Origin of the sequence: Dactylosporangium sp. CA-139066, assembly GCF_050936175.1 — a bacterium.
In the GTDB taxonomy this organism is placed as follows: Bacteria; Actinomycetota; Actinomycetes; order Mycobacteriales; family Micromonosporaceae; genus Dactylosporangium.
On sequence record NZ_JBNJNH010000001.1, the window covers coordinates 4484104 to 4499318 of the forward strand.

Consider the following 15215-nt stretch of genomic DNA (forward strand, 5'->3'; position numbering starts at 1 on the left):
GACACCGAAGGCGGAGACATGGTGCAACAGATCCGGACCGACCGGGCCCCGGTCCCGGCCGGGGCGTACTCGCAGGGGCTGCTCGTCAACGGGCTGCTCTTCACCGCCGGGATGGGACCGGTCGACCCGGCCACCGGGCAGCTCGTCGGCCGTGACGTCGGCGAGCAGACCGTCCAGGTGCTGCGCAATCTCGACGAGGTGCTGAGGGCCGGCGGAAGCTCGCTCAGCCGGGTCGTGAAGGTCACCGTGCACCTGGCGGACCTGACCGACTTTGCCGCCTTCGACCGGGCGTACGGCCGGCTGATGTCCGAGCCGCGCCCGGTGCGCACGACGGTGGGATCGACGCTGGCCGCGGGCATGCTGGTCGAGATCGACTGCGTGGCGGCAGTGGACGGCTGACGCCGCGCCCGCGGCGCTCAGGACAGGGGGGCCATCAGCGGGGCGAGCCGGTCGGCGCAGGCTCGCAGCGCCGGCAGGTATCGCTGGGCGCGGTCGCCGGCACCGCCCGCGCGGGCCGAGGGGATGGAACAGCTCACGGCGGCGACGACCGCCCCCGACTCGCTGCGCACCGGCACGGCGACGCAGTAGAGCCCGACGGTGTACTCGCCGTCGTCCTCGGCGAACCCGTTGGTCCGCACGGCCGCGAGCCGCCGCTGCAGCTCGGCCTTGTCGCCGACGGTGCTCTTGGTGAACCGCTGCAACGTGACCCCGATCAGCCGGCGGCGCAGCTCGCCCGCGGGCAGGCCGGCCAGCAGCACCTTGCCCAGCGCCGTGGTGTGCGCGGGCAGCCGCAGCCCGACGCCGGAGACCAGGCGCAGCGGATGGTCGGACTCCTCCTTGGCCAGATAGACGTTGTCGAGGCCGTCCAGGACGGCCAGCTGCACCGTCTCGTTGAGCTCGTCACGCAGCGCGCGCATCTCGGGTCCAATGAGGACGGTGATGTTCCGGTTGTGTGCGTACGCCTGCCCGACCTCCCAGGCGCGCAGCCCGACCCGGTAGACCCGGGAGTCCGGGTCCATGAACAGGTAGCCGTGCTCCGACAGCACCCGCAACAGCCCGTGCAGGCTGCTGCGGGGCAGCTGCAGGGCGGTGCGGATACCGCTGGCGTCGATCCCGTCGGTGTGCCCCGCGACCAGGCCCAGGATCTGCAGTACGCGTTCGGCCGACTTGATCGAGCCGGCCGGCGTCGCGGCGTCCGCGACGTCCTGAGATCGGGGTGTCGGCGCCATGGTTTCCGTCCGCCTTCGTCCGTGAGTCGAGTCCCGAGCAGGGTGCCACACGCGTCCGATCGTAGGCAATCAACCGGCTCTGAGCTTGGAGAATAGGCACGTGATTCATATATCTGAACGCGTATTCCCATATCCGATCACCGCGTCTACAGTCGTGGACCAAGTCCCACGTCCCTGCGACACACCAACTGCCACACGAGGTGGACTGGAATGTTGAGACACCGATCCGCACTTCTGGCGGCCGCTGTCGTGGCTTCATTGAGCCTGACGGCCGCATGCGGCGACACCACTGAACCCACCAAGTCCGCCCAGGACGGCGGCACCCTCGAGATCACCCACTGGGACCTGCTGGCACCGAGCTACGGCGCGAAGATGTGGGAGACCTTTCAGGGCTACCAGCAGCAGAACCCAAAGGCGACGCTGACCAAGCAGGAAATCACCCGGGCCGACTACGAGACCACCATCAAGACGCAGATCGCCGCGGGCGGCGGCCCCGACGTGTTCGCCGTCGCCGACACGTTCCTGCCGGAGCTCGCCGAGGCAGGTGTCCTCGAACCGCTCGACGGCGTCTTCAGCGCCGACACGAAGCTCAACGTCACCAACGAGGGCGGCAAGTGGCGCGGCAAGCAGCTCGCCATCACCGCCCAGATCGCCCCCTACGCGTTGCTGTGGAACAAGGACATCCTGGCCCAGGCCGGCGTCCAGCCGCCGACCACGCCCGAGGAACTCGTCTCGGCGGCGAAGACCATCAAGGAGAAGACGGGCATCACCGGCTTCGCGGTGCGCCATCGCATCGCCGAGGAGAACCCGTGGTGGATCGACTTCAACAACTGGCCGCAGGGCTTCGGCGGCGGCTGGTCCGACGGCAAGAACCTCACCATCGACCGGCCGGAGAACATCGCCGCGCTCAAGGCCTACAAGGCCGTCTACGACTCCGGCGCCTTCGCCGTGGGTGACGACGCGTCGACCTTCCGCACGAAGTTCAAGGAGGGCAAGCTGGCGATGCTCATCGACGCGACCGGCGCGCCGACCGCGATGATCAGCGACAAGGTGCCGGGCACCTCCATCATGTCCTCGAAGCTGCCGTTCCCGGGCAAGAACACCAGCCAGGTCGGCATCTACTTCGTCATCAACAAGCACTCCAAGAACAAGGAGCTGGCCAAGGACTTCCTGCGCTGGCTGGTCCAGCCGCAGCCGCAGCAGAAGCTCTCCGAGGTCATCGGCAACGCCTCGACCGTGGCCGTCGACACGACCGTCCCCGAGGCGTACGTCAAGGCCAACCCGTGGGTCACCGCCTACCGGGAGAACGCGCCGTACTCGCACGACGCCGTGGTGGACGGGTTCGAGGCCAAGACCCCGCAGATCCGCCACATCGTGTTGCAGTGGATCGAGAAGGTGCTGCTGCAGAACGTCCCGCCCGAGGAGGCCCTCGCCAAGGCGGCCCAGGAGGCCAAGGCGGCGGTCGGGGGCTGACCCGCCGCCGGCGCGGTAGGTGCCGGCCACGCGGCATCTACCGCGCACGATCCCCCCGAAGGAGGCCCATGAGCACCCGATCGCGGCTCGCGCCGTACCTGTTCGTCGGCGGCGCGGCCGTCTATCTGTTGGTGTTCACCGCCACCCCGCTGCTGCGCGGGGTGCTGCTCAGCTTCACCGACACCAAACTGCTCAACCCCGACAGCGGCGAGTACGTCGGCCTGGACAACTACCACGACCTCCTCGTCGACGACCGGTTCGCCTCATCGGTGCTCACCACGATCCTCTACACCGCCTGCACGGTCGGCGGGTCGCTGCTGCTCGGCACCGCCGCCGCGTTCGCGATCAACGACGGATTCCGCGGCCGGGCCGTCGTGCGGGCCATCCTCACGATGCCGTGGGCGGTGCCCTCGATCGCCGTCGTGCTCGTCTTCACCTGGATCTTCAACGTCGGTGACGGGGTCGCCAACCGCAGCCTCGCCGTCCTCGGCATCGGTGAGCAGGGCTGGCTCATCGACCCCGACCTCGGCCTGCTGTCCGTGACCGCGGTCAGCGTCTGGAAGGTGTTCCCGTTCATCATGCTCGTCGTCCTCGCCGCCCTGCAGTCGGTGCCCGCCGAGTTGCGCGAGTCGGCCCGGGTCGACGGCGCCGACCGGTTCACCGCGCTCAAGGAGATCGTCCTGCCGCACATCGCGCCGACCCTGCGCATCGTGGCGCTGCTCATGACGATCTGGTCGCTTCGCCGCTTCGAGATCATCTACCTGCTCACCGGCGGCGGACCGGTCGATGCCACCAACACGCTCGTCATCAACGTCTACCGGGAGGCGTTCGCCAACTCCGACCTCGGCCGGGCGTCCGCGCTGGGGATGCTCGGGCTGTGCCTGTCCCTCGTCGTCACCGTCGTCTACTTCGTCGTCGAGCGACGCTCGGCGCGGCGGGAGGCGCAGTGAAGCGGCTGACCGGAGCGGGTCCGGGGCGATGGCTCGCGGTCGTCGTGCTCATCGTCGTCGCCGGCTTCCCGGTGTACTGGATGCTCAACACCGCCCTCGCCACCCGCGAGGAACTGTTCAACGGGCAGAGCCTGTGGCCGCGCGTCGACCGGATCGCCTCCATCTTCGACGTCTTCGACAGCGACGTACCGCTGCTGCGCTGGCTCACCAACAGCGCGATCGTGGCGTCCGGCACGACGTTCTTCAGCCTGGCGCTCGCCGTGCTGGCCGGGTACGGGCTGTCGCGGTACCGCCGCTTCCACGGCCGCGGTCTCGTGGGCTTCGCGCTGTTCGCCACCCAGATGCTGCCCGAGGCGCTGTTGATCGTGCCGCTTTACACGCTGTTCGTGTCCCTCGGCCTGATCAACGGGCTGTTCGGCCTGGTGCTGGCCAACACGGCCTTCGCCATGCCGGTCGCCGCGTGGATCATCAAGTCGGCCGTGGACGGCGTGCCCTACGAGATCGAGGAGGCGGCCCGGGTCGACGGCGCACCCCGGTTCGTCGTCTTCTCCCAGGTCACGCTGCCGCTGGTCGCGCCGTCGGTGGCCGCGGCCGCCGTCATCACGTTCTTCGACGGCTGGAACGAGTACCTGTTCGCCTCGACGTTCATCCGCGACTCGGCGAAATGGCCGGCCAGCAAGGGCCTGTCGTCGTTCATCGGCGAGTTCATCACCCCGTTGTCGACGGTGTTCTCCGCCGCGCTGGTGTTCACCGTTCCCGCCATCATCTTCTTCCTACTGGTCCAGCGCCGGATCGTGAGTGGCCTCACCTCCGGTTCGGTGAAGGGGTAGGCATGCCAGCCATCGCGTTCCGGGGCATCCGGAAGTCCTACGGCGACACACCGGTCATCCACGAGTTCTCCACGGAGATCCGGGACCGGGAGTTCCTGGTGCTGCTCGGCCCGTCCGGGTGCGGAAAGTCCACCATGCTGCGCATGATCGCCGGGCTCATCGACATCACCGGCGGTGATCTGCTCTTCGACGGCCAGCGGGTCAACGACCTGGAACCCAAGCAGCGCAACGTCGCGTTCGTCTTCCAGTCCTACGCGCTCTACCCGCACAAGACGGTGCGGGCCAACATCGCCTTCCCGCTGTTGATGAGCCGTTTCCGCTGGTGGCAGCACATCCCGGTGGTCGGCATGGTGGCGCGCTGGCGGGCGATGCGCGACCCCGCGATCACCACGAGAATCGAGCAGATCGCCGCGACCATGGAGCTCACACCCTACCTCGAGCGCCGGCCGCGCACGCTGTCCGGCGGGCAGCGGCAGCGGGTCGCACTGGCCCGGGCTCTGGTTCGCGAGCCCTCGATCTACCTGCTGGATGAGCCGCTGTCCAACCTGGACGCCAAGCTGCGGGCGCAGATGCGCACCGAGATCACGGCGCTGCACCGGCGAGTGGGAGCGAGCTTCATCTACGTGACGCACGACCAGGTCGAGGCGATGACCATGGGCACCCGCATCATCCTGCTCAACGACGGCGTCGTGCAGCAGAGCGGGACCCCGCAGGAGATCTACGACGAGCCGGCGAACACCTTCGTGGCCCGGTTCATCGGTTCGCCGGCGATGAACCTCCTGCCGGTCACGGTCCAGGACGGACAGGCCACGATCGACGGCGGTACGACCGTGCCCGCCGCCGGGGTACCCGACGGGCCGGCCCTGCTGGGCGTGCGGGCGGAGAAGGTGCGGGTCGCCGCGACGGGCTCCGGCCTGCCGGCCCGGGTGGCGGTGGTGGAACGGCTGGGCGCCGAAACCGTGGTCGGTTTCCGGCTCGGGCTCGCCGCCAACCCCGACGAGCTCGGCGCCGCCGCCGTGCGCGACCTGCACTACGCGAAGTTACCGGGTGACGCCGGCCTCGTCGTCGACGACGAATGCCGGGTGCTGCTCGACCTGAGCGGCGCCTGCTGGTTCGACAGTGACAGCGGTGCGCGCATCGGCGCGCGGAAGGATGTGCGTGTCGCATGAAAGCACTGCTCTACGCCGGGCCGCTCGAACTCGTCGTCACCGATCTCGACGTTCCGGCTCCGGCCGACGACGAGGTGCTGGTACGGGTGGCCGCGGCCGGGGTCTGCGGATCCGAGGTGGAGGGTTTCGCCACCCAGAGCCCGTTCCGCAAGCCGCCACTGGTGATGGGCCACGAGTTCGCCGGGCATCGGGTCGACGACGGCGCCCTGGTCACGGTCAACCCGCTGGTGGCATGCGGCGAATGCGCCAACTGCCGGCGTGGCAGGACGAACATCTGCGACCACCGCAGCATCCTCGGGATCAACCGGGCGGGCGGCTTCGCCGAGTACGTGGCCGTGCCGCGAGCCAACGTGCACCCGCTGCCGGCCGGCGTGTCCCCGCAGCGCGGAGCGTTCGTCGAACCCATGGCCAACGCCGTGCACGCCGCGAACCTGGTCGCCGACCGGCTCGCCCCGGACGCCCGGGTCGGCGTGATCGGCGCCGGCATGCTGGGCACAGCGGTACTGCTGGTGCTGCGCAGCCGCGGCCTGACCGGCATCGACGTCGCCGACCTGGCCGAACCGCGGCTCGCGACCGCGGTCAAGGCGGGCGCCGAGCGCACCGGGCAGCGGCTGACCGGCGCCTTCGACGTCATCCTGGACACGGTGGGCACGGCCGGGACCCGCGCCGACTCCGTCGCCCAGCTGCATCCGGGCGGTGCCGCGGTCTGGCTCGGCCTGCATGCCGCGGAGTCCGATGCGGACTGCCGAGCGATGATCCGGGGCGAGAAGGCGGTCCTGGGCAGCTTCTGCTACACCGACGCGGAGTTCGCGGCGGCAGCGCCACTTGCCGCCGCCCTCGACGAGGACTGGCTGGAACTTCGAGACCTCGCCGACGGTGTCGAGGTGTTCGAGGCGCTGATGCGAGGCCCGTCGGCGCGCATCAAGACGATGCTGGTGCCCTGACGTGGTGCTCGGGAGGGCTCGATGAGCCGTACGGTGGTGGTGGCAGGCGGCGGCACCGGCATCGGCCGGGCGATCGCCGCGACGTTCGTCGGGAGCGGCGACCGGGTGGTCCTGGTGGGCCGGCGCGAGCCGACGCTCCGCGCCGCAGCGGAGACGCTCGGCCCCGCGGCGACCTGGGTCGCCGCCGATCTGAGCACGGCGGACGGTGCCGCGCGGGTGGCCGGCGCGGTGGAGCGGGTGCACGTGATCGTCGCCGGCGCCGGGGGCACCGGCGCGGCGGTGCCGTCCGAACTGGACGCGATCGCCCGGGAGTGGCGTGCCGACTTCGACCAGAACGTGCTGACCGCCGTGCTGCTGGTGGCCGCGCTGCGGCCGAAGCTGGCCGAGCAGGGCCGGGTGATCGGCATCGGCTCGATCGGCGCCCAACTCGGCAGCGGCTACAGCGGCTCGTACGGTGCGGCAAAGGCGGCCTTGCACGCGTGGATCTTCTGGCTCGCCGCGGAACTCGGGCCTACCGGGGCCACCGCCAACCTCGTGTTACCCGGCTATGTGCCGGACACCGAGTTCTTCGGCGACCGGATGAACCCGCAGTTCCACCAGGCCCGGGTCGACCGCACCCTGGTCGGACGCGCCGGCACACCCGAGGACGTGGCGTCCGTCGTGAGCTTCCTGGCCTCGCCCGCGGCATCGTTCATCACCGGGCAACTGGTAGGAGTCAACGGAGGAACCGTGCTGGGGCGATGAGCTCACCCGCTTTCACCGGTAGCGGCCCGTACGTCAGTTGCCGTACGTGATGACCATCGGCGGAGGTTGTAGGGCCATCACCTCCTGCGGGGTCATCAGCCTGTGCTTCGACTCCAGCTGGTAGAAGATCTTGAATCCGCCGTACTTGAAGTTGCCGTACTGCTGCATGCTCTGGCCGACCCAGGCGGAATACTGCTGCGTCTTGAGCTCGATGTCGCCGGGCCAGCCGCCGACGGAGTCGATGTGGATGATGACGTCGACGCGGCCGTCGTTGACGAGGTTGCGCTTGTCGGCGATCAGCGCTGCTCCGGGATCATACGGATCGGCGAGACCGTCGCCGTCGGGGCGGTACTGGTGGATGAGAAACATCTTGCGCGGCACCTTGTACTCCTGCGGCATCGCGGCGACCGCCTCAATGAGCGGGTTGAGGTCGGACGCACGCACGTTCGCCAGGTTCGTGCCGGGAATGCCGTTGTGCCGGGGGAACATCCATTCCGGGTCGACCGCGACGTGCACGAACGGCAGCTTGAGGTACTCGCGGAAGGCGTTGAGCTCGGTGAGCGGATCGGTCCAGCCGAAGTTGAGGTCCAGGAACAGCACCAGCCCGTTGGTGCGGCAGAACTCGACGTAGCTGTTGATGGTCGCGTCGTCGACGTGGTGGCTGTAGGTGCCCGCGGGCCCGCGAGATCCGTCGGGCACGCTGACCACCAGGTCGATGCCGGCGACGACGGGGTGCTGAGGGTCGAGGGCTTGATACTGCGCGGCCTGGTCCTTCAGCCGGGCGAGCATTGCCTGGCTGAGCTGGTAGGCCGGCCCGGTCGCCGCCGCGCCCGGCACCGCGTAGAACGCCACGACCCGGTTCGTCGGCAGCGGCGCACCGATGCTCGGGTCGAACGTCGGCCTGACCTGCTCCGGCGCCGCCGTGGGCGTCGCCTGCGTGTCCGGCCGGCTGTGCGAGACCATCTGGGTCACGTATCCGGCGACCGACATCGTCAAGATGATCCCGAGTGCGAGCGGCACGGCGACGAGCGCGGCAGATCCCCGGCGCCGCCTGAGGATTGGAAACCGAGCGGACATGCAACGGTGACCTTCCGTGGAATCGTGATGGCTGCCTCAAGCACGGCCACACGTCCGCACCTTCATGGCTCACCCGAAGACGACCCCTGCCTGTCCACTCAGGACGGCGCAAAACATCCAGGTTCATCGAGTTTTCACTCGTTCGTGGCGGGTCCGGTGTCCATTGTGGATCACGGTAGTTACCGCCGCGCGGTGCGCGCCAAAGGCATCCGCCCGCGCATCGCCGGCCGCGGCACACCCCACGGTTCGGGCCCTCGGCGTCTACCGCAGGTTCGTGGAACGCGCCGGCGCTGGCGCCAAGGCATGGAACGGCTTCGCGTCCGCTGGGGACGCCGCGACGACGTCCATGAAGCGTTCCTCGGCCTCGCCACCTGCATCCTAACGTACCGACACGTCGCCCGATGTGGTTAAGAACTCCAAGGCCCAGGTCGCGGTGGTCAGCCGTCTTCGATCGGAATACTGACGTTCAGCGTCGTGCCGCCGCCGGTCGGGCTGACCACCTCCATTTCGCCGCCGAGTGCTTCGGTCCGGTCCTGCAGGCCGATCAGCCCGGTTCCTGTGCCGGTGGTGGCGCCCCCGATGCCGTCGTCCTGGATCGAGAGTTTGAAGAACGCGCCGGCGACCTTAGCCTCGATGCGTACCGTGCTCGCCCGGGCGTGTTTGGCGGCGTTCGTGAGTGCCTCGGACACGATGAAGTACGCGGTGACCTCGGTCCGTTCAGCCAAGTGCCGGTTGATGTCCAGGGTGAGCTCGACCGGGATCGCGCTGCGGCGGGCCAGCGTCCTCAGCGCCGGGCCGAGCCCGCCCCTGGACAGGATTGCCGGGTGGATGCCCCGGGAGATTTCCCGCAGGTCATCGCAGACGCCGGTCACGTCGTGCGCGGCAACCTTCAGCTGGTCGCTGATCGCGTCGAGGCCCGGTGGCAGCGACCCTTCGATAGAGCGCAGTTGAAGCCCGATCGAGATGAGACGTTGCTGTGCGCCGTCGTGCAGATCGCGCTCGAGCTGCCGGCGCGTGTTGTCGGCCGCGGCGACGATGCGGGCGCGGGAGGCGACGAGCTGCGCCTGGCTGTCGGCGTTGGCGATCGCCGTTGCGAGCAGTTTGGTGAAATCCACCAGACGCGCCGCGGCCGCCTCCGAGATCGGTGCGGGCGACGTGGTGGTGACGAGGGCGGCGCCCCAGAGGCGACCCTCGACCAGGACCGGAACGCCGACCCCGGAACGGATGCCCATCTCGCGCAGCATCGCGGCGGTGGGACCCGCGGCGTCGGCGTAGTTCATGCGGGCCGCGGTTCCGGTGCGCCTGATGGTCTCGGAGAGGCACTCCCCGTCGAGCTGAATGCGCGTCCCGGCCGGCAGCGTGGGGAGGCCGGGTTCGTTGCGGCCTGAGGCGAGCGTGGCCGTGCCGTCCGGTTCGTACCGGATGAGTGCGGTGTTCTGGGGGCCGCAGATCTGGCGCAGTTCCTCGGCGACCGCATCGAACACCTCGGTCGGTGCGGCTCCATCCGCGACGAGGGTGGCCACCCGCCGCAACGCGGCCTGCTTCTCCATCAGCAAGGTGGCCTCCTTGCGGCTGGCCCGAAGCGAGTCGGTCATTGCCTCACGGTCGACGGCCGCGTGCAGCAGCGAATCCAGCGACGGGACCACGCGTTGCCGCAGACGCTCGAGCGTTGCTTCGGGCAGGTTGGCCGGGACCAGCAGGGTGCCCAGGCGCGTCGCGTGGTCCCACAAGGGCAGTGCGGTCCGGCGCTCGTCCCCGGGTACCGCCCCGAGTTCGACGGCTACGGAGTCCAGCGCGAACTCGTCGGCGATGCGCTGGGACACCGGGCCGAGGACCGAGCGCACGTCGTCGGCGCCGAGCATCCGCCGGGCCAGCGCGGCGGCGAGGTGAGCCTCCTGCTGCCGCGCCGTCGCGTCGGCGGCGCGCTTGCGAGCCAGGTTGGCCAGGAAGCTGGTCAGCAGCCCGGCCGCGATGAAGACGACGGCGCTGAGCACGTCGCTGCGCGGAACGAGGTGGAACCGCCAGTAGGGGCGAAGGAAGACGAAGTTGAAGGCGAAGGCGCTGACCAGCGAGGTGACGATCCCGAGCCTGGCACCCCACACACTGGAGATGAGCAGGACGCCGCACAGGTAGATCACGCTGTCCGCGCCGATCTGACTGCCCGTCTGCAGGGGCAGCAGCACCGCAGTCTCCACCGCGATGACCAGCACAGCGACCAGCAACCCGACGGCAAACGGTGGCGGTTTCGGGCTCAGGATCAAAGCCATCAGGCGGGCCCGCATCAGCGACCGCCCATCCATCTCAGTGCAACGCGCTCATTCAGCCTATCGCTGCGGCCCGCCGGGCAGGCCCGGGCGGTGACGCTGCCGGCCGGGTGCGGCCGGTTGCGGACCGAGGTCACGCAGCAGCGCGGGGAGTGGTGCCGCAGCCGCGCCTCGCCCCAAGCTCGGCGGCATGGCTGACGGCGAGGGTGCGCCGAGCCGCCACCTCCGGGCGGTTACCGAAATGTGCTCTTGACCGTGGGGGACCCACGTGGGACTTTGTATCGCAACTTAATGAAGTGGGTGGACGAAGTGCCGTTAGCGAAGCATGGGGCCGGGCGGGACCTCTCCCGGTCAGCGGTGCTCGCGCTCCTCGGGAGCCGCGGGCCGATGTCCCGTGCGGACATCGCGCGTGAGCTCGGGCTCAGCCCCGCTGCTGTGTCGCAGATCATGCGCCGGCTCCTCGAGCAGCGGATGGTCGAGGAGGTCGCGCAGGCGCCGTCCAGCGGCGGGCGGCCCGGCTCGCTCATCGGCCTCGTGGGGGAGGCCGGCCGGGCGCTCGGGGTAAAGGTCGCGGCCGACCACCTCGTGATCGTCAACGTCCGGCTCGACGGGCAGATGCTCAGCAGCACCACCCTGGCATTCGACGCGATGGCCCCCGACGCACTCGCCAGGCTCGCCACCGAGCTGGCGCCCCACACGCACCTCGACCCCGGGCTGCCCAAGCTCCTCGGCGTCGGCGTGGCGGTCCCGGGCGTCGTGCCGCGGCCCGACAAGGGCACCGTCGACGCCGACGTGCTGCAGTGGCGCCGGCTGCCGGTCGGCCGCCACCTTCGCGGTGCGCTCGGGCTGCCGGTCGTGGTGGAGAACGACGTCAACGCCCTGGCCGTCGCCGAGGTGCTCTACGGCCACGGCCGCGAGGCGGACGACTTCCTCGTGCTGACCATCGGCCGCGGCATCGGCCTGAGCATCGTCGCCGACCGCTCGGTGTACCGGGGCGGCAAGGGCGGCGCCGGTGAGTTCGGGCACGTGCCGATGGACGACGAGGGCCCGCTGTGCCAGTGCGGCCGGCACGGCTGTCTGGAGGCGTGGCTCGGCGAGCCGGCGCTGGAGCGCATCGCCCGCGCTGGTGGCGTGATCGGCCCGCGCCAGGGGTTCGCCGCGCTCGTCGCGGCCGCCGATCGCGGTGACCGGCACGCCGTCGAGATCTTCGCCGACGCCGGGCGGCTGCTCGGCCGGGCGGTCGCCGGCGCCGCGAACATGCTCGACCCGGCGCGGATCGTCCTGGCCGGCGAGGGGGTCGCGCACTGGATCCACTGGGACGCGACGTTCCGCGCCGAGTTCGCCCGCCGCCAGGTCCGCGGCGGCGACGGGATCGACGTGGTGGTGCACAACTGGGACGACAGCAGCTGGGCGCAGGGCGCGGCGGCGCTCGTGCTCGCCGCGCCGTTCGACCTCGACGGGTTCGGCGGCGAACAGGCGAACCTCGTCGTCGCTCGCCTGCACGGCTCCGACGGCGCCGACGGGACGGTGGAGTGATGGTCGGCCCGCGCGGGGTGCGCAAGGCCGCCGTCGTCGCGCTGTTCCTGCTGCCGAGCGCCGTTCCGCTGCTGCTGTTCACGATCGCGCCGATGTTCGGCGCGGCGTGGATCAGCCTGCACGACTGGAACCTGCAGTCGCCGATGCGGTGGACGGGCCTGGACAACTACACCCGGCTGCTCGGCGACGCCGCCACCCGCGACGCGCTGCTGCACACGCTGTACTTCCTGGCCCTGTACCTGCCCCTGGTCTACGTGCTCGGCCTGGCGCTCGCCGTCGGGCTCAACCGCCGCTTCCCCGGGCGCAACCTGGTGCGCTCGATGTACTTCCTGCCGGTCGTCACCAGCTGGGTCGTTGTCGCGCTGACCTGGAAATGGCTGCTGAACCCGGCCAACGGCCTAGTCAACCACGCCCTCGAGGCCGTCGGCATCCCCGGGCCGGGCTGGTGGGCGTCGGCGGGCTGGGCGATCCCCTCCGCGGTCGTCGCCTCGGTGTGGAAGGACGCCGGGTTCGTCATGGTCATCCTGCTGGCCGGCCTGCAGAGCATCCCGGAGGAGTACCTCGAGGCCGCCCGCCTCGACGGCGCGTCGGCCTGGCAGACCTTCTGGCGCGTCACGTTCCCGCTGCTGACCCCGTCGAGCTACTTCGTGGTGGTGATCTCACTGATCAGCGGATTCCAGGTCTTCGACCAGATCTACGTCATGACCGGCGGCGGGCCCGCCGGCGCCTCCCGGCCGCTGGTCGAGGAGATCTACGACCTGACGTTCCGCTACGGCGACGCCGGCGGCGCATCCGCCCTGAGCCTGCTGCTGTTCGCGCTGATCCTCGTGGTTACCGTCGTCCAGCAGCGCCTGCAGCGCCGGTGGGTGACCTATGTCTAGGCGCCTGCTCGCCGCGGTACTCGCCGTCGGCGCACTGCTCATGATCTTCCCGTTCGTCTGGACCTTCGTCACCTCGATCACCGCCGGCGGAGGCGTGCTCACCACGCCCCGCCTGATCCCCGAGCAGACCGGCCTCGACGGGTACCGCAAACTCTTCGAGGTCCTGCCGTTCTGGCGGATCACGCTGAACAGCCTCGTGCTGGCCGTGGTCTCCACCACGCTGCTGCTCATCACCAGCTCCACGGCGGCCTACGCCTTCGCGCGGCTCGACTTCCCCGGCAAGAACGTCGTCTTCGTCGCGTACCTCGCGACGCTGATGATCCCCATGCAGGTGCTCGTCGTGCCGCTGTTCATCGAGGTCCGCGCGTTCGACCTGGTCGACACGTACGCCTCGCTCATCGTGCCGACGATCGCCTCCGCGTTCGGCGTGTTCCTGCTGCGCCAGTCCGTGGCCGTGCTGCCCAAGGAGCTCGACGAGGCGGCGTTCGTCGACGGGGCGGGGCACATCCGCATCTTCCTGCGGATCACGCTGCCGCTGATCCGTCCCGCCCTGGTGACCTACGGCCTGTTCGCGTTCATGTCCAGCTGGAACGCGTTCCTGTGGCCGCTCGTCGTCATCCGCTCCCGCGAGTTCATGACCCTGCCGCTGGGGCTGGCCAGCCTCAGCGGCGAATACACCGTCCAGTGGAACGCCATCATGGCCGGTTCGGTCGTGAGCATCGTTCCCATCCTCGCCCTCTACGCCGTGGCGCAGCAGCACATCGTGCAGAGCGTCGCCCAAGCCGGTCTCAAGTAGCCAGACACCCCAGCACCCCCGATTGTGAGGACCAGCATGTCCGCTCGACCCCGGCTCCGGTTACACCGGGCCGCCGCCCTGATCGCCGTTACCGCGCTCGCCCTCGCCGGATGCTCGAAGGGCTCCGCCACGAAGGACACCTCCGAGGGCGGCGTCACCACGGTCCGCTACCTGACGTTCTCCGCGGCGCCGGACCACCTCGAAGACCTCAACGGCATCGTCGCCGCGTTCGAGAAGGCCAACCCCGACGTCAAGATCGCCGTGCAGACCGCGCCGTACAAGGACTACTTCACCCAGCTGCAGACCTCGATCGCCGGCGGCACCGCCCCCGACACCTTCGAGCTGGACTACCAGAACTTCGTCACCTACGCCCAGGCCGGCTCGCTCGCCGACCTCGCCGGCCCGGCCGCCAACGACAAGACGTGGCAGCCGTCGGTGCTCTCGCCGGCCGCGCTCGACGCGTTCAAGCACGGCGGCAAGCAGTACGGGCTCCCCGAGTCCTTCTCGACCGTCGTGCTCATCTACAACAAGGCGCTGTTCGACGCCGCCGGCGTGGCCTACCCGACGGCCGACTGGAAGTGGTCGGACGAGACGGCCGCCGCGCAGAAGCTCACCGACAAGGCCAAGGGCGTCTACGGCGACTACCAGCCGGTCAGCTTCTACGAGTTCTACAAGGCCGTGAACCAGGCCGGCGGCACCTTCCTGAGCGCCGACGGCAAGACGGCCACGTTCAACAACCCGCAGGGCGTCGCGGCCGCGAAATGGCTCATCGGCAAGCCCGGCGCGACGATGCCGACCCTGACCGAGATCGGCAACACCCCGGACTTCGACACCAACCTGTTCAAGGCCGGCAAGCTCGCGATGTGGCACAACGGGAACTGGCAGTTCGACACGCTCAAGAGCGTGCCGTTCGGCTGGGACGTGGTGGTCGAGCCCGGCGACGCGCAGAAGGCCAGCGCCGTGTTCCAGAACGGCGTCGCAGTGTCGGCGAAGAGCAGCCACCAGGACGCCGCGTTCCGCTGGCTGAACTTCCTCACCACCTCCGAGCAGACCGTCACCGCGCGGATCAACTCGTCGTGGGAGCTGCCGCCGCTCGCCGACGCCTCGAAGCTGTCCGGCTACCTCGGCAAGACGCCGCCGTCGAACCGTAAGGCGGTCATGGACGCGCTGGGCAAGCAGTCGCTGCTGCCGGTCATCGCCAAGGAACAGCAGATGCAGGACATCGTCAACGACGCCCTGACCAAGGCGGCCGGCGGCGCGGACCTGCAGAAGACCCTCGACGACGCGGCCAAGCAGGTCACGGCCCTGCTCTGACGGCCCTC

14 protein-coding genes are annotated in these 15215 nt (G+C 69.8%); 11 read left to right on the top strand and 3 right to left on the bottom strand.

Annotated elements, in window-relative coordinates; translation table 11 throughout:
• Positions 1-18 precede the first annotated feature (18 nt).
• Positions 19-399, top strand: coding sequence for a Rid family detoxifying hydrolase (locus ACQEVU_RS20470; RefSeq protein WP_433325807.1), 381 nt, complete (start codon positions 19-21; stop codon positions 397-399).
• A 17-nt stretch (positions 400-416) separates the two neighbouring features.
• Here ACQEVU_RS20470 and ACQEVU_RS20475 read toward each other — a convergent pair whose 3' ends face one another.
• Entirely contained in the window at positions 417-1229 is an 813-nt protein-coding gene (locus ACQEVU_RS20475; protein ID WP_433325809.1) for an IclR family transcriptional regulator, read from the bottom strand.
• A gap of 258 nt (positions 1230-1487) precedes the next feature.
• Here ACQEVU_RS20475 and ACQEVU_RS20480 point away from each other — a divergent pair, with 258 nt between their 5' ends.
• The 6 genes from ACQEVU_RS20480 (at position 1488) to ACQEVU_RS20505 (ending at position 7339) form a co-directional block, all read left to right on the top strand.
• Positions 1488-2702, top strand: a complete 1215-nt coding sequence (locus ACQEVU_RS20480; RefSeq protein ID WP_433325811.1) for an ABC transporter substrate-binding protein — start codon at positions 1488-1490, stop codon at positions 2700-2702.
• 68 nt (positions 2703-2770) lie between these two features.
• Positions 2771-3652 (top strand): carbohydrate ABC transporter permease, encoded by an 882-nt coding sequence (locus tag ACQEVU_RS20485; protein WP_433325813.1) that lies wholly within the window; start codon positions 2771-2773, stop codon positions 3650-3652.
• Positions 3649-4482, top strand: a complete 834-nt coding sequence (locus tag ACQEVU_RS20490) for a carbohydrate ABC transporter permease (protein ID WP_433325815.1) — start codon at positions 3649-3651, stop codon at positions 4480-4482. The genes ACQEVU_RS20485 and ACQEVU_RS20490 overlap by 4 nt, the downstream gene beginning before the upstream one ends.
• A 2-nt stretch (positions 4483-4484) precedes the next feature.
• Complete coding sequence (locus ACQEVU_RS20495) at positions 4485-5651, top strand: ABC transporter ATP-binding protein (RefSeq protein ID WP_433325817.1); 1167 nt, start codon at positions 4485-4487, stop codon at positions 5649-5651.
• Positions 5648-6595 carry an alcohol dehydrogenase catalytic domain-containing protein gene (locus ACQEVU_RS20500; protein WP_433325819.1) on the top strand — a complete coding sequence of 316 codons (948 nt, stop codon included), beginning with the start codon at positions 5648-5650 and terminating at the stop codon, positions 6593-6595. Before ACQEVU_RS20495 ends, ACQEVU_RS20500 begins: the two co-directional genes overlap by 4 nt.
• 21 nt (positions 6596-6616) lie before the next feature.
• Positions 6617-7339 carry an SDR family NAD(P)-dependent oxidoreductase gene (locus ACQEVU_RS20505; protein ID WP_433325821.1) on the top strand — a complete coding sequence of 241 codons (723 nt, stop codon included), beginning with the start codon at positions 6617-6619 and terminating at the stop codon, positions 7337-7339.
• Positions 7340-7372: 33 nt separating this feature from the next.
• Here the strand turns inward: ACQEVU_RS20505 and ACQEVU_RS20510 are convergent, their stop codons facing one another.
• The gene (locus tag ACQEVU_RS20510) at positions 7373-8329 is read right to left on the bottom strand and encodes a hypothetical protein (RefSeq protein ID WP_433325823.1); all 957 of its coding nucleotides are present in this window, start codon (positions 8327-8329) and stop codon (positions 7373-7375) included.
• A 524-nt stretch (positions 8330-8853) separates the two neighbouring features.
• Complete coding sequence (locus ACQEVU_RS20515; RefSeq protein WP_433325825.1) at positions 8854-10698, bottom strand: DUF4118 domain-containing protein; 1845 nt, start codon at positions 10696-10698, stop codon at positions 8854-8856.
• 273 nt (positions 10699-10971) lie between these two features.
• On the opposite strand from ACQEVU_RS20515, the gene ACQEVU_RS20520 reads away from it, so the two are divergent.
• Genes ACQEVU_RS20520 through ACQEVU_RS20535 form a run of 4 tightly spaced genes read left to right on the top strand, consistent with a single transcriptional unit; the run spans position 10972 to position 15207 of the window.
• Entirely contained in the window at positions 10972-12216 is a 1245-nt protein-coding gene (locus tag ACQEVU_RS20520; protein WP_433325827.1) for an ROK family protein, read from the top strand.
• A complete protein-coding gene (locus tag ACQEVU_RS20525; protein WP_433325829.1) occupies positions 12216-13097 on the top strand; it encodes a carbohydrate ABC transporter permease in 882 nt (293 codons plus the stop codon). Before ACQEVU_RS20520 ends, ACQEVU_RS20525 begins: the two co-directional genes overlap by 1 nt.
• Positions 13090-13893, top strand: coding sequence for a carbohydrate ABC transporter permease (locus ACQEVU_RS20530; protein WP_433325831.1), 804 nt, complete (start codon positions 13090-13092; stop codon positions 13891-13893). The genes ACQEVU_RS20525 and ACQEVU_RS20530 overlap by 8 nt, the downstream gene beginning before the upstream one ends.
• Before the next feature lie 36 nt (positions 13894-13929).
• Positions 13930-15207: an ABC transporter substrate-binding protein gene (locus ACQEVU_RS20535; protein ID WP_433325833.1), complete on the top strand. Its 1278-nt coding sequence runs from the start codon at positions 13930-13932 to the stop codon at positions 15205-15207.
• Positions 15208-15215: the final 8 nt, after the last annotated feature.

Coding starts and splice junctions, on each gene's coding strand:
- ACQEVU_RS20470 (WP_433325807.1), top strand. CDS start 19: ATGGTGCAACAGATCCGGACCGACCGGGCCCCGGTCCCGGCCGGGGCG.
- ACQEVU_RS20475 (WP_433325809.1), bottom strand. CDS start 1,229: ATGGCGCCGACACCCCGATCTCAGGACGTCGCGGACGCCGCGACGCCG.
- ACQEVU_RS20485 (WP_433325813.1), top strand. CDS start 2,771: ATGAGCACCCGATCGCGGCTCGCGCCGTACCTGTTCGTCGGCGGCGCG.
- ACQEVU_RS20495 (WP_433325817.1), top strand. CDS start 4,485: ATGCCAGCCATCGCGTTCCGGGGCATCCGGAAGTCCTACGGCGACACA.
- ACQEVU_RS20500 (WP_433325819.1), top strand. CDS start 5,648: ATGAAAGCACTGCTCTACGCCGGGCCGCTCGAACTCGTCGTCACCGAT.
- ACQEVU_RS20505 (WP_433325821.1), top strand. CDS start 6,617: ATGAGCCGTACGGTGGTGGTGGCAGGCGGCGGCACCGGCATCGGCCGG.
- ACQEVU_RS20510 (WP_433325823.1), bottom strand. CDS start 8,329: ATGTCGGTCGCCGGATACGTGACCCAGATGGTCTCGCACAGCCGGCCG.
- ACQEVU_RS20515 (WP_433325825.1), bottom strand. CDS start 10,698: ATGCGGGCCCGCCTGATGGCTTTGATCCTGAGCCCGAAACCGCCACCG.
- ACQEVU_RS20520 (WP_433325827.1), top strand. CDS start 10,972: ATGAAGTGGGTGGACGAAGTGCCGTTAGCGAAGCATGGGGCCGGGCGG.
- ACQEVU_RS20525 (WP_433325829.1), top strand. CDS start 12,216: ATGGTCGGCCCGCGCGGGGTGCGCAAGGCCGCCGTCGTCGCGCTGTTC.
- ACQEVU_RS20530 (WP_433325831.1), top strand. CDS start 13,090: ATGTCTAGGCGCCTGCTCGCCGCGGTACTCGCCGTCGGCGCACTGCTC.
- ACQEVU_RS20535 (WP_433325833.1), top strand. CDS start 13,930: ATGTCCGCTCGACCCCGGCTCCGGTTACACCGGGCCGCCGCCCTGATC.